General features: G+C 62.7%; 22 protein-coding genes and 3 pseudogenes. 11 read left to right on the plus strand and 14 right to left on the minus strand.

Annotated features, from left to right (window positions below; all coding sequences use genetic code 11):
• Positions 1–94: 94 nt before the first annotated feature.
• Positions 95–499, plus strand: a complete 405-nt coding sequence (locus tag AX756_RS02385; RefSeq protein ID WP_068308227.1) for an OsmC family protein — start codon at positions 95–97, stop codon at positions 497–499.
• Positions 500–685: 186 nt separating this feature from the next.
• Here the strand turns inward: AX756_RS02385 and AX756_RS02390 are convergent, their stop codons facing one another.
• From AX756_RS02390 to AX756_RS02405, 4 genes are read right to left on the minus strand one after another with little or no spacing between them, the layout of a single operon-like run.
• Positions 686–1,819, minus strand: a complete 1,134-nt coding sequence (locus tag AX756_RS02390) for an ABC transporter permease (RefSeq protein ID WP_068308230.1) — start codon at positions 1,817–1,819, stop codon at positions 686–688.
• On the minus strand, positions 1,816–2,745 hold the full coding sequence (locus AX756_RS02395; RefSeq protein WP_068308233.1) for an ABC transporter ATP-binding protein: 930 nt from the start codon (positions 2,743–2,745) through the stop codon (positions 1,816–1,818). The genes AX756_RS02390 and AX756_RS02395 overlap by 4 nt, the downstream gene beginning before the upstream one ends.
• Entirely contained in the window at positions 2,742–3,704 is a 963-nt protein-coding gene (locus AX756_RS02400; RefSeq protein WP_068308236.1) for an HlyD family secretion protein, read from the minus strand. The genes AX756_RS02395 and AX756_RS02400 overlap by 4 nt, the downstream gene beginning before the upstream one ends.
• The gene (locus tag AX756_RS02405; RefSeq protein WP_068308238.1) at positions 3,697–4,359 is read right to left on the minus strand and encodes a CerR family C-terminal domain-containing protein; all 663 of its coding nucleotides are present in this window, start codon (positions 4,357–4,359) and stop codon (positions 3,697–3,699) included. The genes AX756_RS02400 and AX756_RS02405 overlap by 8 nt, the downstream gene beginning before the upstream one ends.
• Before the next feature lie 446 nt (positions 4,360–4,805).
• Between AX756_RS02405 and AX756_RS02410 the strand changes: the two genes are divergently transcribed.
• The 8 genes and pseudogenes from AX756_RS02410 to AX756_RS02445 form a co-directional block, all read left to right on the plus strand.
• Positions 4,806–5,783 carry a tripartite tricarboxylate transporter substrate binding protein gene (locus tag AX756_RS02410; protein ID WP_068308240.1) on the plus strand — a complete coding sequence of 326 codons (978 nt, stop codon included), beginning with the start codon at positions 4,806–4,808 and terminating at the stop codon, positions 5,781–5,783.
• Between the two features lie 12 nt (positions 5,784–5,795).
• The gene (locus AX756_RS02415) at positions 5,796–6,266 is read left to right on the plus strand and encodes a tripartite tricarboxylate transporter TctB family protein (RefSeq protein ID WP_068308243.1); all 471 of its coding nucleotides are present in this window, start codon (positions 5,796–5,798) and stop codon (positions 6,264–6,266) included.
• 17 nt (positions 6,267–6,283) lie between these two features.
• Positions 6,284–7,789, plus strand: coding sequence for a tripartite tricarboxylate transporter permease (locus tag AX756_RS02420; protein ID WP_068308247.1), 1,506 nt, complete (start codon positions 6,284–6,286; stop codon positions 7,787–7,789).
• A gap of 42 nt (positions 7,790–7,831) precedes the next feature.
• The gene (locus tag AX756_RS02425; protein WP_068308250.1) at positions 7,832–8,650 is read left to right on the plus strand and encodes an SDR family oxidoreductase; all 819 of its coding nucleotides are present in this window, start codon (positions 7,832–7,834) and stop codon (positions 8,648–8,650) included.
• A complete protein-coding gene (locus AX756_RS02430) occupies positions 8,644–9,393 on the plus strand; it encodes a FadR/GntR family transcriptional regulator (RefSeq protein ID WP_082738889.1) in 750 nt (249 codons plus the stop codon). The genes AX756_RS02425 and AX756_RS02430 overlap by 7 nt, the downstream gene beginning before the upstream one ends.
• Position 9,394: 1 nt before the next feature.
• Positions 9,395–10,057, plus strand: a complete 663-nt coding sequence (locus AX756_RS02435) for an RraA family protein (protein ID WP_068308256.1) — start codon at positions 9,395–9,397, stop codon at positions 10,055–10,057.
• A gap of 23 nt (positions 10,058–10,080) precedes the next feature.
• Positions 10,081–11,670 (plus strand): fucose isomerase, encoded by a 1,590-nt coding sequence (locus tag AX756_RS02440; RefSeq protein WP_068308259.1) that lies wholly within the window; start codon positions 10,081–10,083, stop codon positions 11,668–11,670.
• Positions 11,671–11,929: 259 nt separating this feature from the next.
• A pseudogene (locus AX756_RS02445) lies at positions 11,930–12,365 on the plus strand (transposase family protein); the annotation flags it as partial.
• Positions 12,366–12,367: 2 nt separating this feature from the next.
• On the opposite strand, the pseudogene AX756_RS24945 reads toward AX756_RS02445, so the two are convergent.
• Positions 12,368–13,073: pseudogene (locus AX756_RS24945) on the minus strand (transposase).
• 58 nt (positions 13,074–13,131) lie between these two features.
• On the opposite strand from AX756_RS24945, the pseudogene AX756_RS26840 reads away from it, so the two are divergent.
• A pseudogene (locus AX756_RS26840) lies at positions 13,132–13,278 on the plus strand (integrase core domain-containing protein); the annotation flags it as partial.
• Positions 13,279–13,820: 542 nt separating this feature from the next.
• Here the strand turns inward: AX756_RS26840 and AX756_RS02460 are convergent.
• From AX756_RS02460 to AX756_RS02495, 8 genes are all read right to left on the minus strand, one after another.
• The gene (locus AX756_RS02460; protein WP_321186429.1) at positions 13,821–15,479 is read right to left on the minus strand and encodes a putative bifunctional diguanylate cyclase/phosphodiesterase; all 1,659 of its coding nucleotides are present in this window, start codon (positions 15,477–15,479) and stop codon (positions 13,821–13,823) included.
• Between the two features lie 15 nt (positions 15,480–15,494).
• On the minus strand, positions 15,495–16,367 hold the full coding sequence (locus tag AX756_RS02465; protein ID WP_068308271.1) for a CHASE domain-containing protein: 873 nt from the start codon (positions 16,365–16,367) through the stop codon (positions 15,495–15,497).
• A 459-nt stretch (positions 16,368–16,826) separates the two neighbouring features.
• A complete protein-coding gene (locus AX756_RS02470) occupies positions 16,827–18,224 on the minus strand; it encodes an FAD/NAD(P)-dependent oxidoreductase (protein WP_068308274.1) in 1,398 nt (465 codons plus the stop codon).
• Positions 18,211–18,519 (minus strand): (2Fe-2S)-binding protein, encoded by a 309-nt coding sequence (locus tag AX756_RS02475; RefSeq protein ID WP_068308277.1) that lies wholly within the window; start codon positions 18,517–18,519, stop codon positions 18,211–18,213. The genes AX756_RS02470 and AX756_RS02475 overlap by 14 nt, the downstream gene beginning before the upstream one ends.
• A complete protein-coding gene (locus tag AX756_RS02480; protein ID WP_068308280.1) occupies positions 18,494–19,594 on the minus strand; it encodes an NAD(P)/FAD-dependent oxidoreductase in 1,101 nt (366 codons plus the stop codon). Before AX756_RS02480 ends, AX756_RS02475 begins: the two co-directional genes overlap by 26 nt.
• 64 nt (positions 19,595–19,658) lie before the next feature.
• Positions 19,659–20,651: a TRAP transporter substrate-binding protein DctP gene (dctP, locus tag AX756_RS02485; RefSeq protein WP_068308283.1), complete on the minus strand. Its 993-nt coding sequence runs from the start codon at positions 20,649–20,651 to the stop codon at positions 19,659–19,661.
• Positions 20,652–20,694: 43 nt separating this feature from the next.
• The gene (locus AX756_RS02490; protein ID WP_068308286.1) at positions 20,695–21,993 is read right to left on the minus strand and encodes a TRAP transporter large permease; all 1,299 of its coding nucleotides are present in this window, start codon (positions 21,991–21,993) and stop codon (positions 20,695–20,697) included.
• Positions 21,990–22,460, minus strand: a complete 471-nt coding sequence (locus AX756_RS02495) for a TRAP transporter small permease (RefSeq protein WP_068308288.1) — start codon at positions 22,458–22,460, stop codon at positions 21,990–21,992. The genes AX756_RS02490 and AX756_RS02495 overlap by 4 nt, the downstream gene beginning before the upstream one ends.
• A 117-nt stretch (positions 22,461–22,577) precedes the next feature.
• Here AX756_RS02495 and AX756_RS02500 point away from each other — a divergent pair, with 117 nt between their 5' ends.
• On the plus strand, positions 22,578–23,507 hold the full coding sequence (locus tag AX756_RS02500) for a LysR family transcriptional regulator (RefSeq protein ID WP_068308291.1): 930 nt from the start codon (positions 22,578–22,580) through the stop codon (positions 23,505–23,507).
• A 369-nt stretch (positions 23,508–23,876) separates the two neighbouring features.
• Here the strand turns inward: AX756_RS02500 and AX756_RS02505 are convergent, their stop codons facing one another.
• Positions 23,877–24,362 (minus strand): fasciclin domain-containing protein, encoded by a 486-nt coding sequence (locus tag AX756_RS02505; protein WP_068308294.1) that lies wholly within the window; start codon positions 24,360–24,362, stop codon positions 23,877–23,879.
• Positions 24,363–24,479: the final 117 nt, after the last annotated feature.

A 24,479-nucleotide genomic window follows, 5' to 3' on the forward strand; every position in this document is an offset into this window, starting at 1 on the left:
GCCATGCGCATGGCGGCGGCAAAGCTCAATTGACGCGCCGGGGAATGAAGCGCAGCATCCACGCCATACTATGTCCAGGTCAGGGAGTTCATGAATGGGGATCAGGATCAAACCGAAGTCGTTCGGCCCGATCTATGTCCGGTCCAATGGGGATGGGGCGCTGCTCTACGCCGACCGACCTGAAGATTTCAATGCCGTCCCTCCGCACGCAACTCCCGTCGACCTTCTCCTGGCGTCTGTCGGCGCCTGCATCGCGAAGTCATTGGAGATTGTCGCCGAGCAACGCGGGCAGACGCTTTTCCCCTTCTCGGTCGAAGTGACCGGAAAGAAGGCGACCGACCTTCCCAACCGACTGGGCTCGGCCGATATCCGGGTGGTTGGAAAGCTGACAGACGATGCCGAGCTGTCGGTCGAACTGCTTCGCCAGGCAAAATCGATCTGCACGATCAGCAATACTCTCAATTGCCCGATCTCGCTGGATCTGGACAGGGAGAGATGACGCGCCTGCTCCGGGCCGTCTTCGTTCGACAAATCTGACGGCGGCCTCGACTTTGTAGGGGTCGCTATCCTTACCTGGATGACATGCTTGCCAGCCGTCAATTTCGGCCTCTCTCCGCCCTCGCTCCTGCGTGCCGAGCCGGTCGGGCTGGTTATTGACGGGAGCGGGTAACCACGGGACTCGGCCCTAGTCCAGCGTGCGCCGGAAGCGCAGGAGCGCCATTCCGGAAAACACCAGAACAAAAACGCAGAGCGCAGATATCGGCGCCGAAACATTCTCCACGCCTGCCCCTTTCAGCATGACCGCCCGGATCATCCGCAGGAAATGCGTGAGCGGAAACCCCTCTCCCAGAACCTGCGCCCAGCCAGGCATGCCGCGATAGGGAAACATGAAGCCCGAAAGCAGGATCGAGGGCAGGAAGATGAAGAAGGTGAGCTGCATCGCCTGCATCTGCGTACGTGCGAAGGTCGAGATCGTGTAGCCGAGCAGGACGAGTGCCAGCACGAAGAGAAACACACCGCCCATCAGCAGCCAGAGCGAGCCGACGAAGGGAACACCGAAGAGCAGCTTCGAGGCGAGCAGGATGATCGCCACCTGCACCGCGCCGACAAAGAAATAGGGAAGGATCTTGCCCAGCATGATCTCGAAACCGTTGGCGGGCATGGCCAGCAGGTTCTCCATCGTTCCGCGCTCGATCTCGCGGGTCAGCGCCATCGAGGTCATGATCATCATCGTCATCTGCAGGATTACCCCGAGCAGCCCGGGCACGATGTTGTACTGGGTGATGCCCTCGGGGTTGTAGCGGCGGTGGACCACCACTTCGAGCTTGTCGCGCGCGTTTTCCTCTGCGGCGTCTTCCTGGCCGCGTTCGTGCAGGAGCGCCTGCGAGGCGACCTGGCTCAGGGTGGAGATGGCGCCGGAGGCCACCGCGGGGTCCGTGGCGTCGGCCTCGATCAGGATCTGCGGCGCGTCGCCCCGGTCCACGCGGCGGTCGAAATCCGACGGGATGGTAACAACGAAGGAGACCGCCCCGCGTTCCAACAGCGCCTCTGCCTCTGCCGCCGATGAGGTCGCGTGGTCGAAGCGGTAATAACCGGTCAGCTCAAGCGCGGTGACGATGGCGCGGGAATAGCGGTCCTGCGTCGGTGCGACGAGGGCTGCGGGCAGATCCTTGGGGTCATTGTTGATGGCGAAGCCGAACAGCACGAGCTGGATCAGCGGAATGCCGATCATCATCGCGAAGGTCACGCGATCACGGCGCATCTGCACGCTTTCTTTGCGCAGGAGCGCACCGAGGCGGCGCAGGGAAAAACCGATCATCCCATGTTATCCTCGCTCTCGCCCATGAAATGGATGAAGGCATCCTCCAGGCTGGTCTCGGTCAAAGAGGCGCGGGTGCCGGTCTCCGCGGCCACGGCTTCGACACTGCGCCGGAGAGCTGCCGCGTCACGGCCGACCACGTGCAGCGTCGTGCCGAAGGGGGCGATCTCGATCACCCCTTCGCGGTCGCGCAACCGCCGGTCCGCTTCGTTCACCGCCGCGAGATCGCCTTCGAGCAGATAGGTCGTGAGCCTGGCATGGGCGACGACCTCCTCCACCGTACCCGACGCCACCAGAGCGCCATAGGCGATGTAATTGACGAAATGGCAACGCTCGGCCTCGTCCATGTAATGGGTCGACACGAGCACCGTCATGCCGTCCGCCGCGAGGTGGTGGATCTCTTCCCAGAAATCCCGCCGGGCCTTGGGGTCGACGCCCGCAGTGGGCTCGTCGAGTAGCAGCAGCTTCGGACGGTGCATCACGCAGGCCGCCAGCGCCAATCGCTGTTTCCAGCCGCCCGAAAGCGCGCCGGCGAGTTGATGCTGGCGGGCTGACAGCCCGAGAGTCTCCAGCGTCTCATCCACGATCCGGCGACGCGGACGCAGGCGATATAGCCCCGCCACGAAATCCAGGTTCTCGCGGATCGTCAGGTCCTCGTAGAGCGAGAAGTGCTGCGTCATGTAGCCGATCTCGCTTTTGATCCGCCGCGTGTCGCGCCCGAGCCTGTAGCCGAGCACGGTACCGCTGCCTTCATCGGCGGTCAGCAGCCCACACATCACGCGGATCATCGTCGTCTTCCCGGAACCGTTCGGGCCGAGGAATCCGGTGATCTGCCCAGCGGCCACTTCCATGGACACGTCGTTCACCACCGCGCGTCCGCCGAAGCGCTTGGTCAGGTGTTCGACGCGGATGGCCGGTTCGCTCACGATCCGTCCTCCTCCTCCGGCAAGCCGACATCCACGATCTGGCCGGGCTTGAGCCAGTCCGAACCGGCATCGGGACGGGCCTCGACGAGGTAGACGAGCTTCTGGCGGTTATCGAGGGAGTAGATCACCGGCGGGGTGAATTCCGGCGTGTCAGAAACATAGGTGATCGTCGCGCCCTGCCCAGCGGGGCAACCATCGCAACCGACCTCGACCCGGCTCCCGAGCCCGATCGTGGCCAGCGCGGGTTCGGGCATATAGAGCCGCAAGATCACGGCGCCATCGGGCAGCAACGTGAGCACCGGGGCCTGTGGCCCGGCAATCTCGCCGGCCGTGCGCAGCACCTCGTGGATGACGCCGGCGGCCGGCGCCTCCAGCCTGCGTTTCGCGAGTTGCCACGCGGCGGCCTCGACCCCGGCCCGGGCCTGCGCCAGGCTTGCCTCCGCCGCCGCGATCTCGTGCTGCCGCGCCGGCAAGCGGGCCACGGCGAGTCTTGCCTCGACCTCGGCCACCTTCGCCCGGGCGACGTCGAGCCGAAGTGTGGCGCCGTCGAGCTGCGTCTTCGGGCTGATGCCGCGGTTTTCCAGGTCGGCGACACGCTCCTCTTCCCGCTTCGCTTCGCGCACTTCCGCCTGGGCCGAGCGCAGGGTCGCCTCGATGACCCGGATTTCCTCCTCGCGCAGACCCTGACGCAGGTTGGCCAAGGTGCTTTCGGCCTGCTCCTTGGCTGCACGTGCCTGGGCCAGCGCAACAACGGCGTCGCGGGTCTCCATTTCGGCCAGCAACTGTCCTGCATCCACATGGTCACCTCGGCGCACCGATAGGGTCTCGACCTGCGCCGTGGAGATCGGCGCGATCAGGCGGAACTCGCCCTCGACATAGCCCGTGGCCAGCGGAGGCAGGCCGGTGCAGGCGGCGAAGAAGGATGCAAGAACGGGAATGGTGCAAATTGAATCAATCATGGTGTGCCTCCCGAGCGGCCGCGATCATGGCCCTGAGATTCGCGATCGTCCCGCGCGCGATGAGCGCCACGCGACTGTCGTCGAACCGCTCCCACTCCATCCGCTTTTTCACGAGGCTTTGCCCGATGCGGAAATAGAGTACCTGCCCGATCAGGCTGAAAACGGCGATACGGGTCGCGTCGCTTTCCGCTGGCGAGCCGGTCGCAATCTCCCAAAGCCCGCAGAACGCGCGGTGACGCGGTTCGAAGGTTGTTTGATAGATGAGATCAAGCGCGGGCCCTTCCTCGATCAGCTCACGCATCATGAAGGGAACGAAGTTCGCCCCCTCCTGTTCGAGCAGAATGAAATGGACGAAATTGCGGATCGTCTTTTCGAGAAGCGCGGCAGCCTGCTCCGGGCTGGATGGCGGCGCAACCTCACCGCTTCCCAGGACCTTTCCGACCCTCTCCGCGATGGCTTCCGCGCAGGCGATCCGAAGCGCTTCCTTGCCGCCGAAATGATAGGAGATGGAGGCGACATTGGTACCCGCGCGCAATGCGATGGAGCGCGTCGAGGTGCCATGATAGCTCGCTTCGCCAAAAAGCGTGATCGCAGCATCGATCAGAGCGCGGCGGGTTTGTTCGGAAGGGCTTGAGTGATCGGGGCTGGCAGTCATGGCGACTCAGATTTCAATCAAACGATTGATTAAGTTTAGCTCGTTTTTCGCCTGGTGTCACGGTTGCTCAGGCCCGCCGAGGGTGGGCCGAAGACACGACACGGCAATTGCCCCTCGCCCTGCAGCGGGTTGGTTTCCTTCAGAACAATGACAACACGCAGAGCGGCTGGCGCAACGTTGCCGCCGGATGGGCTACTTCGACCGAAAGATGAGCGTTGATCACGTTCTGGCCACAGGAAATCACCGTCGCCCCGCACCCGGCCCACTCCATCAAGGGCGCGCATGTCCCCAGCCGCCCTCACGCCGGCTTCTAAAAACAAGCCGCGACAAGATCACTATTCAACGCTCGATCTCTTGACATATGACTTATGTCATAAGTTGTTTCTCACCGTTCGCAAGAGCCACATGAAATCGGCCGGGAGGGCCGGCTTGAGGAGGAACTCATCATGAAAAAAACTTTGACCGCCATATCGGCGGGCCTGTTTGCCGTTACCGGCCTCGCCGGCGCAGCCCAGGCTGAATGGCCCGAACGGGCCGTAACCATCGTCGTGCCCTGGTCCGCCGGCGGCGGCACGGACGCCACCGCGCGCACGCTCGCCCAGCAGCTCGAAGCGCGCTTCGGCCAGCCCTTCAACGTCGTCAACCGCACCGGCGGCGGCGGTCTCGTCGGCCATATCACCATCGCCAACGCCCCGGCCGATGGCTACACGCTCGGCGTGATCACCATCGAGACGACGATGTACAAGGCGCAGGGCATCCCCGGCGCCGAGCCCGAGAACTACACCCTGATCGGCCGCTTCAATGCCGACCCGATCGGCATCAACGTGCGCGCGGATGCGCCCTACGAGTCGGTCGAGGAGCTTGTCGCTGAGGTCAAAGCCAATCCCGGCGCCATCAAGGCCTCCGGCGCCAACCGTGGCGGCCTCTCGCACCTCGCCTGGGTCGGCATGCTGAAGGAACTGGGAGTCGACACCGAGGCCAGCCCCTGGGTTGCCTCCGCCGGCTCCGCCCCCGCGATGCAGCAGCTTGCAGCCGGCGCGATCGACGTCGTTTCCACCTCCCCTGCCGAAGCGCGCGCTCTGGTCGAGGCGGGCGAAGCCAAGACGCTTGCGGTCATTTCCGGGGAACGCACCGAGGTCTTCCCGGACCTTCCGACGACCGACGAGATCTTCGGCATCAAGTGGTCTCCCCTGCCCTTCCGCGGCCTGGCCGGCCCGGCCGATCTGCCCGAGGAAGTAACCGCCACCCTGTCTGACGCGCTGGCAGAGATCACCGCCGATCCGGAATTCAAGGAATTCATGGCCTCGCGCGGCTTCTCGGTCGCCTATCAGGACGCTGCCACCTTCACCGACACCGTCATGACCTCCCGCACCGGGCTGGTCGAGGCGATGAAGGCTGTCGGCCTGGCCGTCGAAGAGAAGTAACGGGAGGGCGCCGTGCGTATAGATGACAGACTTGTCGGGCTATTCATTTCGCTTCTTGGCCTGGCGACGATCCTCGCCGCGCGGCGCCTTTCGTCCGTACCGGGCACGGTTTACGGGCCCGACCTCATGCCGATCCTGATCGGGCTCGGCATGATAGGTTTCGGCCTCAGGATCCTCTGGGCGGGCTTTGTCACGGCCGGCAACGCCCCCTGGATCGACCTGAGTGCCTGGGATGGCCGCACGCGCGGCATCCTCTCGGCGATCTGGACAATACTCGGGGTCGCCGCCTCGATCCCGCTGCTTGGCATACTCGGCCTGCCGCTCTACGGCCTGCTCTTCTGCCTGCCTCTGATGATCCTCGCCCGCGCAAGGCTGATCGTGGCCGTCCCCGCCGTGCTGGGGACCGTCCTCGTCGCACAGTACGTCTTCGGCGAGATGCTGCATGTGCCGCTGCCCGCCGGCCTGATCCCGCTTCCCTGGTGAGAAAGAGGTGACCTCGGATGACTCCTGACACGCTTCTGACCGCCCTCGGCATCGTCATGCAGACCGACGTTCTGCTGGCCGTGCTTGGCGGTGCGGTCTACGGCCTCTTCATCGGCGCGGTGCCCGGGCTGACGGCCACCATGGCGACCGCCCTTCTGGTGCCGGTCACGTTCTACATGGCGCCCGTTCCCGCCATCGCAACCATCGTGGCCACCACTGCCATGGCAATCACAGCGGGCGACATTCCCGGCGCGCTGCTGCGAATACCCGGCACGCCCGCCTCTGCGGCCTATGTCGACGAAGCCTACGCGCTCACGCTCAAGGGCAAGGCCGAGCGCGCCATGTCGATCTCGATCTTCTTCTCCGCCTGCGGGGGCCTCGTCGGCGCGCTGGCGCTGCTCGTCATCGGCCCGGCGCTGGCGCGGATCGCGCTCAACTTCTCCAGCTTCGAGTTCTTCTGGCTGGCCATGCTCGGCTTGATGACCTCGGCGCTGGTCTCATCGCGAGACCCCGCACGCGGTTTCATCTCGCTCCTGATCGGCCTTTTGATCGCCACCGTGGGACTCGACGTGACCTCCGGCCAGCCGCGCTTCACCTTCGGCTCGGTCGAACTCATGGGCGGGGTGAGTTTCATCCCCGTGATGATCGGCATGTTTGCCTTTGCCGAGATCCTGCGCGGCTATTCTTCCAACGCAACCCTTCCGCCTCCTCCCGACGTCGGCGCGGCGCGGCCCTTCAAAGGCATCGGCGGGTTGTTCAAGCGCTATCCGTTCAGCTTCCTGCGCGGCGTGACGCTTGGCACCTGCGTGGGTGCGCTGCCCGGCGTTGGCGGCGATGTCGGCGCCTGGATCGCCTATGGCATGTCGCGGCGCTTCTCCAAGACGCCGGAGAAATACGGAACCGGCCACGAGGAAGGGCTCATGGAAGCGACGTCGTGCAACAATGCCGGCCTCTCCTCCGCCTGGATCCCCGCGCTCGTCTTCGGCATCCCCGGCGACGCCGTGACCGCCATCGCGGTGGGCGTGCTGTTCATGAAGGGGCTGAACCCCGGTCCACGGCTCTTCGCCGAGAACCCCTCGATGCCGACCGCGATCATCATGACCTTCTTCCTGGCGAATCTGCTGCTCTTCCCACTGGGCTACCTCGCCATCCGTTCCGCGCGCCACATCCTGTCCGTACCCCGGGCCGTGATCGTGCCGATCATCCTGATTTTCTCCATCGTCGGCAGTTTCGCCATCAACAACACGATGTTCGGCGTCGGCGTCATGCTGGTCGCGGGCCTCGCCGGCTACCTGTTGGAGGAAAACGGCTTCCCCATCGCACCGATCATCCTCGGGCTCGTGCTCGGGCCGGTGCTGGAACGCAATTTCATCATGTCGATGCAGATCGCCGACGGCAATCTCCTCGGCTTCTTCGAACGCCCAATCGCCGCCGTGCTTGGCGTCGTGGTCTGCGCATTGCTGCTTCTGCCGCTTCTGCGGGGGCTGCTGCGCAGGCGCAGCCGCACGGCGAATGCCTCCTGAAGCCCCGGCGGCTTCTCAAGATACAAGGAAAGCGAAACCATCATGGAAAATCCGTTCAGCGTAAAAGACAAGGTTGCCGTCGTGACCGGTGGCCTCGGCCAGCTCGGCACGCAATTCACCACCTCGCTTGTCGAGGCCGGCGCCAAGGTGGCGATCTTCTCCCGTCGCCCCTTCTCCCGCGAGCAGATCGCTGAGAAGTTCGGAGACATGGCCGACAGCATCCGCGTCTACGAGGCCAGCGTGCGCGACAAGGCCGCGCTGGAAGCCGCAACCGAGCAGCTCATCGCCGACTGGGGCGTACCGCATATCCTCGTCAACAATGCCGGCATCGATTCCAAGCCCGATGGCGGCGCCGAGCAGAACGCGCCCTTCGAGGTCTATCCGCAGAAATTCTGGGACGAGATCATCGATACCAACCTGACCGGCGTCATGCTGACCACGCAAGTCGTGGGCTCCAAGATGGCCGAGGCCGGGCGCGGTTCGATCATCATGGTGGGCTCGATGTACGGCATGGTCTCGCCCAACCAGGCGCTCTATGCCTATCGCGAGGAGCGCGACGGCGAGCCCTTCGTCAAGGCTATCTCCTATGCCGCGTCAAAATCCGGCCTGCTGAACATGACGCGTTATCTCGCCACCTACTGGGCTAAAAAGGGCGTTCGGGTGAACCTCGTGACCTTCGGTGGCGTCAAGACCGGCTCCTTCGACAAGGAGTTCATCGACGCCTTCCTCGAACGTGTCCCGATGGGCCGTCAGGCCGAGATTGAGGAATTCGGGCCAATCGTGCAGTTTCTCGGTTCCGAGGCTTCGAGCTATATGACGGGAGCCAATCTCGTACTGGATGGAGGATTCACGGCGTGGTGACACCGAGGGACTTGCGCAAGCCGCCGGCACGGGAGCGTCTGCACGCGACCGTGGCCGAGGAGCTGGAAGAACAGATACTCACCGGCGAGCTTGCCGTCGGCGACAGGCTTCCCTCCGAAAGTGCGATTGCGCAATCCTTCGGTGTTTCCACCCGGTCCGTGCGCGAGGCGATCCAGGTTCTGGAGACAAAGGGCCTTGTGCGGCGACGTCATGGCGAGCGCACGGTGGTCGTGCGCAACGACGTCTCGCATTTCCTCGGCACGCTCGCGATCAACCTGCACCAGCTTTTCGCCTCCGATCCGGCCTATCTGCGCCAGCTCATGGATGTGCGGCGGATGATCGAGGTCGAGGTTGCCGAGAGTCTCGCCCGCCGCGAAGTGCCGATCGGGCCGGAATTTGCCCAGGCATTGGTGGAGCTACGCGCAGCGGCCGATTCCGGCGATCACGAGCTTTTTGCCGAGCGCGACGCGGGCTTTCACGCCGCTCTCGTGGCCTCGGCAGGAAACGCTGTGCTGACGGAGCTCTACCGCCATCTCTTCGAGCTTATCATCAGCGTCATCCGGGTATCGAGCCGGGTGCCGACCAAATCCCTGGAGCGGGCCTACGAAGAACACGCCCGCATCCACGACCGGATCGCCTCGCGCGATCCCGCCGCCGCCGCGCAGGCGGTGCGCGAGCATATCGACAACAGCGCCTCCTATCTGGAAATCGCACTCAGGCAGGCACAGGAAAAGGACGACTGAGATGGACAAGTTCGACTATTCGAACACCGATTGGGACGCGATCGAGCGCCTGAAGAAATGGTATTCCGGCGACCTGCATGACAGCATGGAAAGCCTTGGACTCTGGGGCTATTTGCCCGACCTCTCGCTCTTCGGCGCGCTCGAACCCGGTGCCGTGGTCTGCGGACCGGCCGTGACGGTTCAGTTCGGTCCGTCGCAGCGGCGCGGCGAGCCTCAGGACGTCTATCACAACGCTATCGACAACGCGCCCGAGGGCGGGATCATGGTAGTCGAAGCTTCCTGCGCGGCAGGCTCCTGCACCGGCGGGCTGATGTCCACCGGCGCCAAGACACGCGGTCTGGCCGCGACCATCGTCAACAGCACGGTCCGGGATATCGCCGAGGTCCGGGAGATGGGCTACCCGCTCTTCGCGACCGGCCTCAGCCCGGTCGGCGTAACCGGCAAGAAGGAACCCAGAGAGAGCCAGGTCCCGATCCAGATCGGCGGCGTGACAATCCGTCCGGGCGACGTGATCTTCGCCGATATCGACGGTGTGGTCGTTATCCCGAAGGAAAAACTGCGCGCCGTGGTCGAGGCCGCCGAAGCGCTCGGCAAGAACGAGGCCGCCTGCCGGGACCGGTTGCTCGCGGGCGAGAAGCTGCAATCGGTCTGGCCGGCAGCCTGAGAGTGAGACGGGAGGAAAAACCAATGAGCGAGATTATCCTTGTTGCAAGCGGCGATTTGCGCGAGAGCGCAAATGTGCAGTGCTGGCCGGCACAGGCGGCGATGGAAGCGAAACTGGCAGAGGTTCTGGCCGGGATGGGGCACAAGCTGAAGCGTGCCCACCCGGTCAAGCCCGAGGGGCATGGTTTCATCGCCAGCCAGCGCGAGGGCATGGATGTCTTCGTGAATATCGACCCGAAGGCGCCGCTGATCGTCGCCGAGGCGGTCTGGCAGTATTCGCACCACGTTCTGGCCGGGCTGGTCTCGCACAAGGGGCCGATCCTGACGGTTGCCAACTGGTCCGGGCAATGGCCGGGGCTGGTGGGGCTGCTCAATCTCAATGGCTCGTTGACCAAGGCAGGCGTGGCCTATGCCTCGCTCTGGAGCGTGGACTTCGAGGACGACTTCTTCCAGAACGGGTTGCGCGAATGGCTGGAGACCGGCGCGGTCACGCATGACACCAGCCATGTCACGCCCTTCGATGGCAGCGGCGTATCCCGGGCCGACCAGGCGCTCGTCGCCGGAATCGCCGAGGATCTGCGGCGCAACAAGGCAATCCTGGGGGTTTTCGACGAGGGCTGCATGGGCATGTACAATGCCATCATTCCCGACGAGTTGCTGATGCCCTTGGGAATCTACAAGGAACGGCTGTCCCAATCGGCGCTCTACTTCGCCACCAAACAGGTGTCCGAGGCCGAGGCGCGGGCAGCCTATGAGTGGATGCTGGAACGCGGCATGACCTTCCATCTCGGCACCGACCCGGCAACCGAACTGACCGAGGAGCAGGTGCTCGACCAGTGCCGGATGTATATCGCGGCGGTGCGGCTGGCCGAGCAGTTCGGCTGCGAGGCAATCGGAATCCAGTACCAGCAGGGCCTGAAAGACCTGCTGCCGGCCTCGGATCTGGTGGAGGGCATGCTCAATAACGACGATCGCCCCGACGTGACCGGCGCCGATGGCGCGGTCATCCGCGCGGGTCAGGCGATCGTTCATTTCAACGAGGTGGACGAATGCGCCGGCCTCGACGCGCTGTTGACCAACCGCGTTCACCGCGCGCTCGGCCAGCCTGTCGAGACCACGCTGCACGACATCCGCTGGGGCGATGCCGATCGGTCCGGCAGCCGCGAGGATTTCATCTGGGTCTTCGAGATCTCCGGCGCCGTGCCTCCGGAGCATAATGAGGGTGGTTGGGCCGGCTCCGAAAGCCTGCGGCAACCGCCGATGTTCTTCCCTGCGGGTGGCGGCACGCTCAAGGGGATCGCAAAGGCGGGCGAAATCGTCTGGTCGCGTATCTTCGTCGAGGGCGGCGCGCTGCACATGGATATCGGCCGCGGTCAGGCGGTCAGCCTGCCGGCGGAAGAAACCGAGCGCCGCAGCCGGTCGACCAGCTACGAATGGCCGATCATGCATGCCGTCCTGACCGGCGTCGACCGCGACAAGATGATGGCGCGCCACAAGGCGAACCACATTCAAGTGGTCTACGCCAATTCGGCTGAAGAAGCCGACCGCGCAATGAAGGCGAAGGCGGCGCTCGCCCAAGAACTCGGGCTGGACGTGTCGCTCTGCGGAGTGTGAACGGTCCCAGCCCAGGCAAAAGGCTCGTCGGAGACATCCGTCGGGCCACACGCTAGCAGGATTCTGCCAAATGAGCCCGTGAACGCCGCCGGTCCAGCCGAGCGGGCGAATTGGTTCAGGATCGTCCTGGAGTGATGAGAACGGCGTGGAGAAATTCAACCACGGTAACGGCGTAAGGAAACCGCCGCGGGCGGCGAAAAAACTGTCCGCTTTTGGTGTTCTTTTGTCCGAATGCACAAAGGGCGGGCGGGAGGATCCTCGTGCCGGACATGGCCTATCGGAATGGCAGGCCTGCCACATCGTCAGCGCGGATCGAACGATGATCCGCTATCGGACTCAACGCACGTCGGACACAATGCTGAGCGGTCGGTTGCGGGACCTGGCCAACCAGCGAAGGCGGTTTCGGTTCCCGGCGCCTGTTCGTCTTGCTGCGCCGCAAGGGTGAGCCCTCAGGGATCAGTCGCATTTTCCGGTTCTACCGGGAAGAGGGGCTGACAATGCGAAAACGGAAGGCGCGGCGGAAGGCTGTCGGGACGCGGGCTCCGCTTCTGGTCGAGGCGCCTCCCAATGCGCGCTGGTCTTTGGGTTTCGTCCAAGACGAGTTCGCCAACGGCCAGCGCTTCCAGGTTCTCAACGTGGTCGACGATGTCACCCGGGAATGCAACGCGGCGGTTCCGGAAAGCGCGATCTCGGGGCATCATTGATCTTGTGCCATCTCTTTGTTTCTTCTTCTCTTCGCTCTTGATCCTTGCACATGCGCGTTCCGAAACACCTCGCCGGTGGTCAGCATTGCCCAGATCGTCCTGGCCAGCTTGTTTGCAACCGCGACGGCAACAACCATGGGCTGTCGCCGTTCCAGCAATGCCTCAATCCATGGATCATCGACGCGAGAACGGGCTTTGGGGTGTCTCACTACGGTCCGCGCCCCCAAGACCAGCAGATGGCGAAGAGAGCGGTCCCCCCGCTTGGTGATGCCGCCCAGCCTCGGTGTGCCGCTGGATGAATTCTGGTGCGGAGTCAGACCAAGCAAGGCAGCGAACTCATTCCCGGAGCGGAACACGGATCCTCGCGCGATTTGATCGGGACAAAGCGCATGTTGGGGCGTCTCAAGGCTTCACAAATGGCGGCGGCATCAGTGGCGTCATTCTTCGCAGCACGAAGGGTTTGACAAAACCCGAAGGAATCGGGCGCACGCGATGGCCAAGCTCCTGCAATTGACGGGCCCAGTGATGGGCGGCCGCACAAGCATCAATACCTATCACGCAACGCGGCAAAGCCTTGAAATGGTCGAGCAGGACACGACGCGTGAGCCACTTGCGGGCGATCGTCTTGCCAGATGCATCGGCGACATGGGCGCGAAACACGTTCTTGGCCAGATCGAGGCCCACAGCGGCTGGGGTCATGGGTATGCTCCTTCTGCAATGTGGGACCAGCATGCGGTCCCTCCTCAGGAGCGGGGCCGTCTGCCCCATCAACGGTCGGATGCGGGATGAAATGCTCACTGATACCATGTTCTGGAACCTGGCCCATGCGCGCGCCGTAATTGCTACCTGGACCGCCGACGACAACACCGAACGCACACATTCGGCCTTGGACTGCCAGACGCCCCCTGGCCACCGCAATCGCCCGCCCCGCGCCAACAGGCGTAAATACCAACCGGGCTCCGGTCGCAGCTGAAGGAAAGCTCGATGGCAGGTAAGGCGACACTTCGCGCCGCGTCAGGCCCGAAGTGTAGAGGGCGGCGGTCGAGAAGGCGGTGAGGCTCTTGGTCAAGCCATGCTCATCAGTCTGCTTCACACGGTGAAGATACAGAAGGACGGACTGGCTCTTGGCGGCTGTAGGGGCAGAAAAGTAAGCGGAGAAGCCACGTTTTGATCGGATATTGCCGAGGCTTGTAGTTGGAGCGATTATCCACAAGTGCGAAGCGTTCGTCGACTTTGTCACCGGGCACGAGCGCAGAGTGTTTAGTGGTCATGAACAGCCGGAATTCGCCGTTTGTGATCCTTGCAGGGGACGGCGGGAGCGAACCCAATCCAATGGATGCGGCGTGGTGCACAGAAGTCGTCTTTGCCGAATTTGCGGATGTCGGGATCTCTGCGGGAAACGTCCAGTTCGGAGCCAACCGCAGTGTCCAGGCTCGTCGCGAAGTCCTATACCGCGCGCGCCAGGAAGCCAGGATTACCGTTCCAGCTTTCGATCCAAGTGGGCAATTCCTCCAAAGACAAGGGGGGCGCTATCAGAAAGCCCTGAAACTGCGAACAGCCGAGCGCTTCGAGAAAGCCGATTTCGGCCCAAGTCTCCACGCCTTCAGCCAGGACTTCAATGTCGAGTTTGGAGCCGAGATCGACAATCGCGCTGGCGATGGCCTGAAGTTTGGGATCCCGCTGGACGCCCGAAATGAGGCTCCGGTCGATCTTGATTCGTGAAACTGGGAAATTCCTCAGACTTGCGATGGCGGTGTGCCCTGTACCGAAGTCATCGAGTTCCAACCTGAACCCGGCCGCCGCAAGATCCGCGATGTTTCGCGTGATATTGGTTGTTCGTTCGCTGAGCAATGTGGATTCGAGGATCTCTATGCAGATGCGCCCAGGGCCCACCTGTGTGCGTCGCGCGGTCTCGACCAACTTTTCCACCAGCTTCGTGCTGCTTAGTCGCGCAGTCGATACGTTGACGCTGATCGTTGCGGTCGCTGCACCCATCGCCGAAATCTCTGGAACAGCCTCGCAGGCTTGTTCGAATATCTGGTCGTCGATTGCTTCCAGCAGAAATGCATCCTCTGCGAAAGAGACGAAATCCGCAGCGCTCAAGACACCTCGCGTCGGATGATACCATCGCGCGAGTGCCTCGAAACCGATGATCTCGTTTGTATGAATGTCGATCTGCGGCTGGAAGAATGGCTTGAATTCCTTCAACTCCAGACCTTCCCGGATCTCGGACGACAGCTCTACCGTTCGCACAGCCGCAGCCCGCATGCCCGGTTCGAAAAGGATACAACGCCCCCGCCCCACGGACTTCGACGTGTACAACGCGATATCCGCGTTCGCTGTTGCCTGTTCGATTTCGTCAGTATCTACGCTTCTGACAAAGGCTATACCGATACTTGCCCCGACCCGAAGCTGCTTTCCCGCATACGGTATTGGCCGGGAAATCTGCTCCACGATCTGTGACGCCGTGTCGAGCACATCCGCGTCGCTCGCACTGGTCGTCTTTGCCAGCAGAAACTCGTCGCCACCAACGCGTGCAATGATGTCAAAGAAGGTCAAGCTTGCATTCAACCTGTCTGCACTTGTCCTCAGCACGTGGTCCCCGGCCTCATGACCGTTCGTGTCATTGATTGACTTGAACCGGTCGAGATCCAGGTGGAACAGAGCGACCCGTTCTCCACGACCCATGGATTTTGCTTGATTGAGCAGTGCCTTGGACAACCCTCGCCGGTTTCGAAGTCCCGTGAGGTCGTCGGTGTGTGCAGCGCGCTCGAGTTCGGATTGCTGCCGTTTCAACTCGCTTATGTCGACATGGGTGCCAACAACCCTTTCGACCTTTCCGGCACGGCGAAGGATGGCGGCGCGCGACAGGATCGTCACCCAATGCCCGTCCTTGTGCTGCATCCGAAACTCTTCCTCCACAACCTCGCCGGGAAGTAGGAAGAGCTCCTTTGGTGTCTTCAGGACCCGCACCGCATCTTCGGGATGAAGCAACTTGGCAAATGTCCCGAGGTTCTGCGGCAGTGCGTTTGGCTTGTACCCGAGCATCCGGAACCAACGCGGGGAAAAGAACGCCTTTTCCAGTGTGTAATCGAGATCGAACAGACCGTCCGATGCACCTTACATGGCAAGCGAAAACCGTTCTTCACTTTTGGCCAGTGTTTCCCGGTTGCGAGCCGCCCCATTCAGAATGGTCGCGAGGAAGATCGACAGAAGAAATCCGGCAACAAGGATGGCCTCGTCCAGAAAGGTCTGAGCCTTTGCAACCTCGGCTGCGGTTGGCGTGATCGTCGTCGTCCAGGTCCGTCCCCCGACCTCGATCGGCGTTTCGATTGCGTGCGGGTTGGAACCGGTTTCCCCCTCCTGGACGTATAGCGGTTCGGTGCCATCAAAGACCGAAACATTGAAGGAATCCGCCGCTTCCTCTCCAAGGACGGTCTTGATCATCGGTTCGATCCGAAAGACGAGGTTGATATAGCCGGTGATCTCGCCGTTCGCCCGGACCGGTGCGTAGGCGGTTAGCCCGCGGCCGCCCTGTGCAAGGGTGATCGGCGGCGTGATCCGCAGGCGATCTATCCGGGCAGAATCTTCGAGCGCCAGACGTGGTTCCACCAACCCCAACAGGTCGAGCCCCAGGGCTTCTTCGTTTCCCTCCAGTGGAGTTACCTGCTCGATTCTGCCCGTTGTGCCCACCCAGTTCACCGCCTGCAGATCCTTGAACCGATGGTGAAACGTCTCGCTGAGCGAACGGAAATCGTCTGGATTTTCCACCAGACCGTTGGCAATGGCCTGCTGCATGATTTCGGACAGGGAAAGACGGGCCCGGAGTTGCTCCTCCATCTTGGCCGTGAAGACACCCGAAAAGGTCCGCACAACGGAGGCAACGCGGTCGGCCTGCGCCATCCGGATCATGCTGGAGACGAGAATGGTCAACAAGATCGCAAGGAATGCCGACGCGACAGCGACTTTGCGGACTCTTTGCGTCCCCGACATGCATTCCTCCGATTACGGCCCATTAGTTGCACTTCCTGGCGGACTTTTGGGCCGGACAGGCTGTTACTCCGCACCAGCATGTACCGCAAGTGTTAGCGTCCGCCTAATCCAACCAGATTATCTCCAAATTCGTTGTCCGGTGGCGCCTTGTCGCTCAGATAGTTTCGGTTTTCGGTTGCGGTTGCGCAAACCCGTCGACCGGCTGGACAAGCAGTAGACTGCGGCGCGAGCTCGTGAACGCCACCGGTCCGAGTAACCGGACGAACAATATCATGATCGCCCTGGACGGGCTCGAATTGGTCCGGGGACGAGGGTCGAGTGCCGGGTTCTGCCACCGCGATGGGATTGCCCAGAGCCCTTGCCATAGCTGGCCGTAGTGTCAGACAACACTGTTGTGCTTCTCGATCTTGCTCATTCGCGGGCCGATTCCGGTCCGCTCAATCATCACCTTTTTCCTGCCTATTCCGCAGCACTCTGTTCAGGCGTTGTTTCCATTGCCGCCAACTCTCCAAGTGTCACCGGCTTCAGCGGCGGGCGGATCCGGAAATATCCCGTCGCGTCCGGTGTCTGTCCGTTCGCCTCCGACAGGATAGCCGTGACGGTCAGCCCGCAATACCGGCCCTGGCAAGGGCCCATTCCCGACCGGCCGAACGCCTTGGTCTGGTTGGGCCCAAGGCAGCCCATTTGCGCATAGCGCCTGATGTCGCCCGCCGTGACTTCTTCGCAGCGGCAGATGATCGTTGCATTCTCGGGCAAGAGCGCCTCGGCGACCGGCGGAAAGGCCATGTCGAGGAACGGACGGATTGCCATGTCCCGCGCCTTTCGCTTGAAGAGCGGTGCGGCCAGCCTGTCCCGCTCGGCCTCGGAAAGCCGTTCGGCCTGCGCGGCGATCTGCAAGGCGGCCAGCCGTCCCGCGACCTCGGCAACCTCGGCGCCACCGATCCCGGCGCCATCGCCGGCGATATGCACGCCCTCCAGCTCGGTCGCGCCCCATTGGTCGATCACCGGTGAGAATGCAGCCTGTGCTGCGTTCCAGAGATGGGGCACCCTGATCGAACGGGCGGCTTGCGTGTTGGGGACAACACCGTGATGCAGCAGGACCGTGTCACATTCGAGACGCTGGTTTCGCCCCCTGCTCCGGAAGCTTACGGCCTCTGCACGCTCCTCGCCCTCAATGGCGATGTTCGTTGCGCCTGTGAAGCGGGGCACCCCTGCCCGGGCGATCTCCGCCATCAGCTTCAGCCCCTTGGCAAGATACGGCCAGCCACGCAGCGCGCCGCCGACATGACGGGCGGCGCGGCGAAGGTCCGCACGCGACTGCGTCTCGACGAGCGCCAGCGGCGGGGTGCCAGCCCGCACCATTTGCGCCGCAATGAGGTAAAGCAGCGGGCCGGATCCGACGAGGACGGCGCGACGTGCAATCACGCCGGAACTCTTGAGCAGGGTCTGCGCCGCCCCGGCTGTCATGACGCCGGGCAGCGTCCAGCCCGGAACAGGCATCGGCCGTTCCAGCGCGCCGGTAGCGAGGAGGATCCTGTCGGCCGCAACCTGCGTGGCGCGCCCTGCTTTGGTGTAGGAAATCCGAAATCCGTCCTCAATGGCCCAGACCACCGCCCCGGTAACATGTTCGACGGCGCTTTCGCGGAGCGCCTGGGTCAGAGCCAAGCCGTGCTTGAAGTCGGGGCCGAGGATGTCGCTCCGCTTCCCGGCTGCGCGGTCGACATCCCGGTAGATCTGCCCGCCCGGGCGGGACTGTTCATCCAGAAGCATCACGCTCAGGCCGTTTTCCACAGCGGTCGCGGCCGCCGCCATGCCAGCGGGGCCTGCGCCGATCACAACGAGGTCACTCCGGTGCATGCATGCCCCCTGTCTCATGCGGCTTGGAAACCCGCAGGCCTTCGACAACCTCCATCATGCACGCCTGGCGCACGACGCCGTCGATTTCGACGAGGCAGTCAAAGCAGGCGCCCATCATGCAGAACGGGCCGCGAGGCGCAGCGGAGACGGGCGTGTGGCGAAACACGCCGATCCCCGCGGCGAGGAGTGCAGCGGCGAGGTTTGCCCCTTCGGGCAATTCCAGCTGCGCACCGTCGAACCAGACCGCGACAAGCGGGCTGTCCTCCAGCTCAAGAAACGGCAAATCGGTCTTCACTGAACACCTCCAGATCCGGGGCGGCCTCGGTCCGCTCGAACCAGTCCGGCAGGTAGCGGGCATGGGCGGCGGCGAGCGTGATGCCGCTATGACAGGTAACAAGGTAGCAACCGGGCATATCCGGGCTCTCCTGGTAGATCGGCAATCCGTCGGGCGAGAGCACCCGGAGCGCCGCCCAGCTTCGCACAAGCTGGGCCTTGCCGAGCGCCGGGTAGGCAGCGATCGCCTGTGCTGCGAGACCGGAGAGGCCCGGTTGGGTCACAGTGTCGTCGAAGCCAACCTCCTCGTTGGTCGCGCCAATCTGGATGCCGCCTTCGTCTACCTGGCGCGCAATCAGGGACGGACGGTTGATCATCTTCGGCAGTTTCTCGGTGATGAGCACCTGTCCACGTTGCGGACGCACCGGCGCCTTGAACCCGAGCTTCGGGCCGAGATCGGCCGCGCCAAGACCGGCGGAGAGGATGACCTTGCCCGCCTCAACAATCGTGCCGTCGCTGCACTGCACGCGGAAGCCGTCCGCCTTGCCGACCTCGGTGACGGTCTTGCCGGTCAGAACGTGCCCGCCCATGCGGCGCACATCATCGGCAAGCGCCATCAACAGCTTGAGCGGATTCGCGTGCCCGTCCTGGTAGTGCAGGATCGCGCCGGCGACTTTCGGACCGATATACGGCTCCTCCTGGCGCAGCGCGTTGTGGCCGAGAACCTCGTACGGGTAGTCGCCGCCCAGTTGCCCCTTAAGGACCTCGTATTTCTCGACAGTGGCCTGCAGGGTCTCCTCGGAGAAATGCAGATCGTAGCCACCCTTCTGCTCCAGCGGCACATCGCGGCCGGTATTGTGGCCCAATTCTTCGGCAAACTCGGCCCAGATCGCGGCGGATTGCTGCGACCAACGCGCGTAGCGGGGCTGGTTCATGCCCTTGGATTGCACCCAGACCAGGCCGAAGTTCCCCCGGCTGGCGCGGAACGACCCGTCATCGCCATCAAGCACGATAACACGGTGGCCGCGTTTCAGAAGTCCCCAGGCCACGGACAGGCCGACGACTCCACCGCCGATGATCGCATAATCTGCTTCCATCGAATTGTCCTTGGGCGAGTTGTTTCAGGGAATGGGGCGGCGAGCCACGCCGCCCCGTTTGTCTTTACTTGCCGATCTGGTCAAGGATGCCTTGTCCCCACTCGGCACCGACATCCTCCAGCACGATCGGCCAGACGTCTTCGCGGACCTTCGCGGCCATTGCCGCGAGTTGATCCTCTGTCAACTCGACCAGCGTGGCGCCAAGCTCATCGACAAGACGCTGTTCCCACTTGCCCTGGTCCTCTTCGGCCACGGTCCAGCGCTGTGCTTCGAACTCGGCGGCGGCGGCCTTCAGGGTCTCCTGATCTTCGGCATCCAGTTCGGCCAGCGAACCATTCGAGATGATCATGTACCAGACTTCGAAATGCGTATTGGCCGGCACATAGGCTTTCGTCACGTCGCGGAACGAGGCGTAGTAGCCCTCGGCGCCAGAACCGATCACGCCGTCGACAACGCCGGTCTGGATGGCGGTGAAGGCTTCGGAGAACGGGATCGGCGAGGGAATGTAGCCGAGCGCCTCGCCGGTCAGCTGGAAGGACTTGATGCCGGGCACGCGCACCTTGATGCCGTTCGATTGGCTCGGGTCGCCCGGGTTTACCGGATCTGTGTTGAGCGAGATGCCACCGAAATAGACCGGGTAGGCAGCGAGCATCGTGATGTCCTGCTCGGCATAGAGATCGGCCATGACATTGCGGACCGGGCCGTCGGGGCCGTAGATCGCGCGGGCTTCCTCCCAGCTATTCGCGAGGAAGGGGAAGGAGCTGATCTGCATCCGCCGGTCGGCGGCGGTGGCGGCGGGCTGGGTGGCCATGTCGATGGCGCCCACGCTGATGCGCTCCTGAACCGTGGTGTAGTCGCCAAGCGCGGAGGCCGGGAAGAGATTGATGGTCACGTCGCCACCGGTGGCCTCCGCGACGGCAGCCGAGAATGCGCGCAGTTCTACGTCAATGGTAGCGTCTTGCGGGCGAACGTGGCTCATCTTGAGATCCGCCGCAGTGGCGACGCTCGAGAGCGCCATCAGGGCGGTGGCAGCCGTGCCGATCAGAAAGCGTTTCATGGGTAGTCCTCCGTTGGATATCAATAGGTTATCGTTGAGGTAGTCAGTAGCCGAAGACCCTCGGCAGGAAGAGCGACAAGTCGGGCCAGAGCGAGGTCAGGAAGACGACCGGCACATAGCCCGTGACGATCAGGACCATGGCGGGCGGAATTACCTTGGTGACCTTCACGTTGCCGATCCGCGCCCCGAGATAGAGGATCGAGGCATAAGGCGGCGTCACGCCGCCCATCGCGGTATTGACCCCCATGATCGCGGCAAACTGCACTGGGCTGACGCCGATGGCGTTCATCAGGGGCAGCAGCAGCGGGGCGATCAGGATGATGGCGGTCACGTCGTTCACCACCATGCCCACCAGGAACAGCAGGATATTGATCAGGATCAGCAGGATCACCTTGTTTTCGGTGATGCCGAAGATCGCGCTGACAAGCTGCTGCGGGATGCTCTCGTAGACATACATCTGGCCGAGGATCATCGAGAACAGGATCATGATCATGATCGCGCCGACGGCGGTCGCGGCTTCGCTGCCGGCGCTGAGGAAGTTCTCCCAGCGCAGCCCCTTGTAGACGAAGAAGCCCACGGGAACGGCGTAGATCACAGCCAAGGCGGCCGCCTCGGTGGGCGTCATGATGCCGCCATAGATGCCGCCGAGGATCATTACCGGCATGAGCAGTGCGGGTGTCGCGTTGAAGCCGCGCTTGACGACCTCGCTGGACAGCTCGCTGAAAGTCGGTTTGTCGTCGAGCTTCAGATCGAACTTCCGGCTCATCCAGAGGTTCACAACCGAGAAGTTGAACATGATGAGCAGGCCCGGCCCCAGCGTGGCAAGAAAACAGGCCAGGATCGAGGTGTCCGTCACCCATCCATAGACGATCATCGTGACGGAAGGAGGTATCAGCAGGCCCAGGATCGAGGAATTGGCGATGAGCGCGGTGGCGTATTCACGCGGGTATCCGCGCTTTTCCATTTCGGGAATGAGCAGCGGGCCGATCGCGGCAATGCCGGTGAGGCCGGAGCCGGAGATGGCGCCGATCACCGCGCAGGACACGGCGGCGACGACGCCCAGACCGCCGCGAATATGGCCGATGAAGGCGTTGACGAAGCGCAGGAGCGAGGCCGCGATACCGCTTTCCGACATGATCGTGCCGGCGAGGACGAAGAGCGGGATGGCCAGCAGGACCGGGTTGCCGAGCTGCTGGAACCCCCAGATCATCATGCCCTTCATCGTCACGTCGCCGACGAAATACATCACCATGAGGGCGGCGCCGAAGCAGTAGGGCAGCGGAACCCCCAGCGTGAGTGTCAGAACAAGGACGGCGATGGCAAGGAGCGCAATCTCGATCATCGGGCTGTCTCCCTGGAAAGGGTGCGGATGTGTCTCAGCAGGTGCAGGGCGGTGTAGAGCATCATCAGCGCCAGCCCGATGAAGAGCGCGATGTCGGAATAGAAAGTCGGGATGTAGAGGGTCGGGCTCTCCTTCCAGACGCGCCAGGAGTAGCGCGTGAAGTCCCACGCCCAGCTCAGCAGCCACAGGCCGACAATCAGGCTTATGATCTCGCCGATGATGGCAAGTATCGTGTGCTGGCGCTTGGTGGTCAGCCAGATTTCCAGGACATTGGCGCGGATATGGGTGTTCTCGCGCGAGGCGTTCACCGCGCCCAGCATGTAGAGCCAGACAGTCGGGTAGAGCATCGTCTCTTCCAGCCCCATCACGGGAATCTGGAGAACGTAGCGTGTGATCACCTGCACGAACTGACCGAGCGCGACAACGCCGATCAGGAACGTGAGCAGGTATTTCGAGAAGGTGTCCATGGCGTCCCCCGGTGCGGCGCTCTGGCGGCGCGGCTTTCGTCGGATTTCACTGGACACCAAGCATTAAATCAATTTGATAATTCTTCTAAAATCATAAATTTTCTTTATGGGTGCGTCATGAATCTCTCGATCCGCCAACTCTCCACCTTCCGGGAAGTCATGCGAAGCGGATCGATTTCGCGGGCAGCAAAGACGGTCGGGCGAACCCAGCCTGCGGTCAGCACGATGATTGCGACGCTGGAGGCCGAACTTGGCTTTGCCCTGTTCATCCGGGAGCACGGCAAGCTGACACCGACGCCCGAAGCGCACTATTTTCTTGAGGAAGCCGAAGCGATCCTAGCGCGGCTCGAACGTACGAAGCTGACACTCAGCAGGATCGGATCACTCGATACCGGCCGTCTGCGTGTCGCCTGTCATCCGGCCGCGTCCGGCCTGTTCATGCCGCGTCTCCTGGCCGGATTCCTTGCCGGCAAGAGCGATGTGGATCTGTCGCTGATCATGCGATCCTCCGACGTCATCGAGGATCTGGTGGCCTCCCAACAGTTCGATATCGGCTTCGCCGAAACGCCCGTGCGGCGGGCTTCGATCAACCAGGTGGATTTCGACCTTGAATGCGTCTGCATCTTGCCGGCCGACGACCCGCTTGCCCAGCTTGTGGAAATCACGCCCGAAGACCTCGACGGCAAACCGATGGCCCTTCTGTTCGAGCAGCATACGACGGCCACGCAAACCGAAGCGGCCTTCATTTCCGCGGGAGCTCTTTTCAACAAACGGCTGGAGTTGAGAACATCCCTTCCGGGCCTGGAGTTCGTGTCTGAAGGTTTCTGTTACATGGTGTGCGACATGATCACCGCTTACAGTCATGTTCTTTTGGGATCCGGTCATCGAGACCTTGTCATGAGACGCTTCCGACCACGTGTCAGCAACAGCGTTTCGATCCTCCGTCCGGCCTACGCAAGTCGCGCCCGGCTGGAACAGGCGTTCTCCTCACATCTTACTGATGCCATTCAGGAAATGCAGGAGAAAATGGAGCTTCATCTTTGCTAGCGACCGATTGCAGATATCGGATACGCGGCCGCAGACCCTGACTGAGATCGTTGCGCCTGCCAAAGCGGAGTTCATGTTCCGCACTCGGGCACCGGACGCCCTCGAGTTGGATTAAGCAACGTGACTTGAAATTCTGCCGTCCCGATGCTTGCGTCTCGAGCGCTCGTTCATGCCCCGCAGCTCCTTCGAATAGACGGTCACCGGTATCGCTTGTGCGTAACCCCACCACGACTGGAACGTGTTCACACAAATGTGCCATCCGCGACTTGCGTTGGATGTTCGGGGAGCCTGATCAGACCGGACCGGTCATGTCAGGCTCCCCGACGCCTCCCGGGCAGAACCAGGAAGGCGTGTCAGCTTTCGCCTCGATTACTTCGGCAGGATCACCGCATCGATGACGTGGATCACGCCGTTGGATGCCTCGATGTCCGCAGTAACCACATTGGCGCCGTCGACGGTCACGCCGCCGTCGGTCATGATCGTTACATCACTGCCCTGAACGGTCGTGGCCATCATGTTGTTGCTGAGGTCTGTGCTCATCACCTTGCCGGGGACGACATGATAGGTGAGTACGGCGGTCAGTTGATCCTTGTTCTCGGGCTTCAAGAGATCTTCGACGGTGCCTTCCGGAAGTGCCGCGAAGGCCTCGTCGGTCGGAGCGAAGACGGTGAAGGGGCCTTCGCCCTTCAGGGTGTCGACAAGACCGGCGGCTTGCACGGCTGCGACGAGCGTTCCGAACGAACCGGCTCCAACGGCAGTGTCGACGATGTCCTTGCCATGGTTATCGGCAAGAGCGGTGGTTGCGGCAAACATGCTGGCGGCGACGGAGGCGGCAACGAAAGATCGACGAAACATGGTTTCTCCTTAGGTTTGTCCCCGCGGGGTGCGGAATAATGGGGATACGGGACGGACGCCCATCTGGATCACCACTTCGGTGAACAAAACCTGTCGGGGAGGTGCTGCGCAGGCCGA

The organism is Aliiruegeria sabulilitoris, from assembly GCF_001558155.1.
Taxonomy (GTDB): domain Bacteria; phylum Pseudomonadota; class Alphaproteobacteria; order Rhodobacterales; family Rhodobacteraceae; genus Tropicimonas; species Tropicimonas sabulilitoris.

Bases quoted from the DNA above. Each gene is read 5' to 3' on its own strand.
- AX756_RS02495 (WP_068308288.1), bottom strand. From the start codon at position 22,460: ATGGACACCTTCTCGAAATACCTGCTCACGTTCCTGATCGGCGTTGTC.
- AX756_RS02400 (WP_068308236.1), bottom strand. From the start codon at position 3,704: ATGATTGATTCAATTTGCACCATTCCCGTTCTTGCATCCTTCTTCGCC.
- AX756_RS02390 (WP_068308230.1), bottom strand. From the start codon at position 1,819: ATGATCGGTTTTTCCCTGCGCCGCCTCGGTGCGCTCCTGCGCAAAGAA.
- AX756_RS02470 (WP_068308274.1), bottom strand. From the start codon at position 18,224: ATGCACCGGAGTGACCTCGTTGTGATCGGCGCAGGCCCCGCTGGCATG.
- dctP (WP_068308283.1), bottom strand. From the start codon at position 20,651: ATGAAACGCTTTCTGATCGGCACGGCTGCCACCGCCCTGATGGCGCTC.
- AX756_RS02490 (WP_068308286.1), bottom strand. From the start codon at position 21,993: ATGATCGAGATTGCGCTCCTTGCCATCGCCGTCCTTGTTCTGACACTC.
- AX756_RS02410 (WP_068308240.1), top strand. From the start codon at position 4,806: ATGAAAAAAACTTTGACCGCCATATCGGCGGGCCTGTTTGCCGTTACC.
- AX756_RS02480 (WP_068308280.1), bottom strand. From the start codon at position 19,594: ATGGAAGCAGATTATGCGATCATCGGCGGTGGAGTCGTCGGCCTGTCC.
- AX756_RS02425 (WP_068308250.1), top strand. From the start codon at position 7,832: ATGGAAAATCCGTTCAGCGTAAAAGACAAGGTTGCCGTCGTGACCGGT.
- AX756_RS02385 (WP_068308227.1), top strand. From the start codon at position 95: ATGGGGATCAGGATCAAACCGAAGTCGTTCGGCCCGATCTATGTCCGG.
- AX756_RS02465 (WP_068308271.1), bottom strand. From the start codon at position 16,367: ATGTCGGGGACGCAAAGAGTCCGCAAAGTCGCTGTCGCGTCGGCATTC.
- AX756_RS02500 (WP_068308291.1), top strand. From the start codon at position 22,578: ATGAATCTCTCGATCCGCCAACTCTCCACCTTCCGGGAAGTCATGCGA.
- AX756_RS02505 (WP_068308294.1), bottom strand. From the start codon at position 24,362: ATGTTTCGTCGATCTTTCGTTGCCGCCTCCGTCGCCGCCAGCATGTTT.
- AX756_RS02440 (WP_068308259.1), top strand. From the start codon at position 10,081: ATGAGCGAGATTATCCTTGTTGCAAGCGGCGATTTGCGCGAGAGCGCA.
- AX756_RS02405 (WP_068308238.1), bottom strand. From the start codon at position 4,359: ATGACTGCCAGCCCCGATCACTCAAGCCCTTCCGAACAAACCCGCCGC.
- AX756_RS02435 (WP_068308256.1), top strand. From the start codon at position 9,395: ATGGACAAGTTCGACTATTCGAACACCGATTGGGACGCGATCGAGCGC.
- AX756_RS02420 (WP_068308247.1), top strand. From the start codon at position 6,284: ATGACTCCTGACACGCTTCTGACCGCCCTCGGCATCGTCATGCAGACC.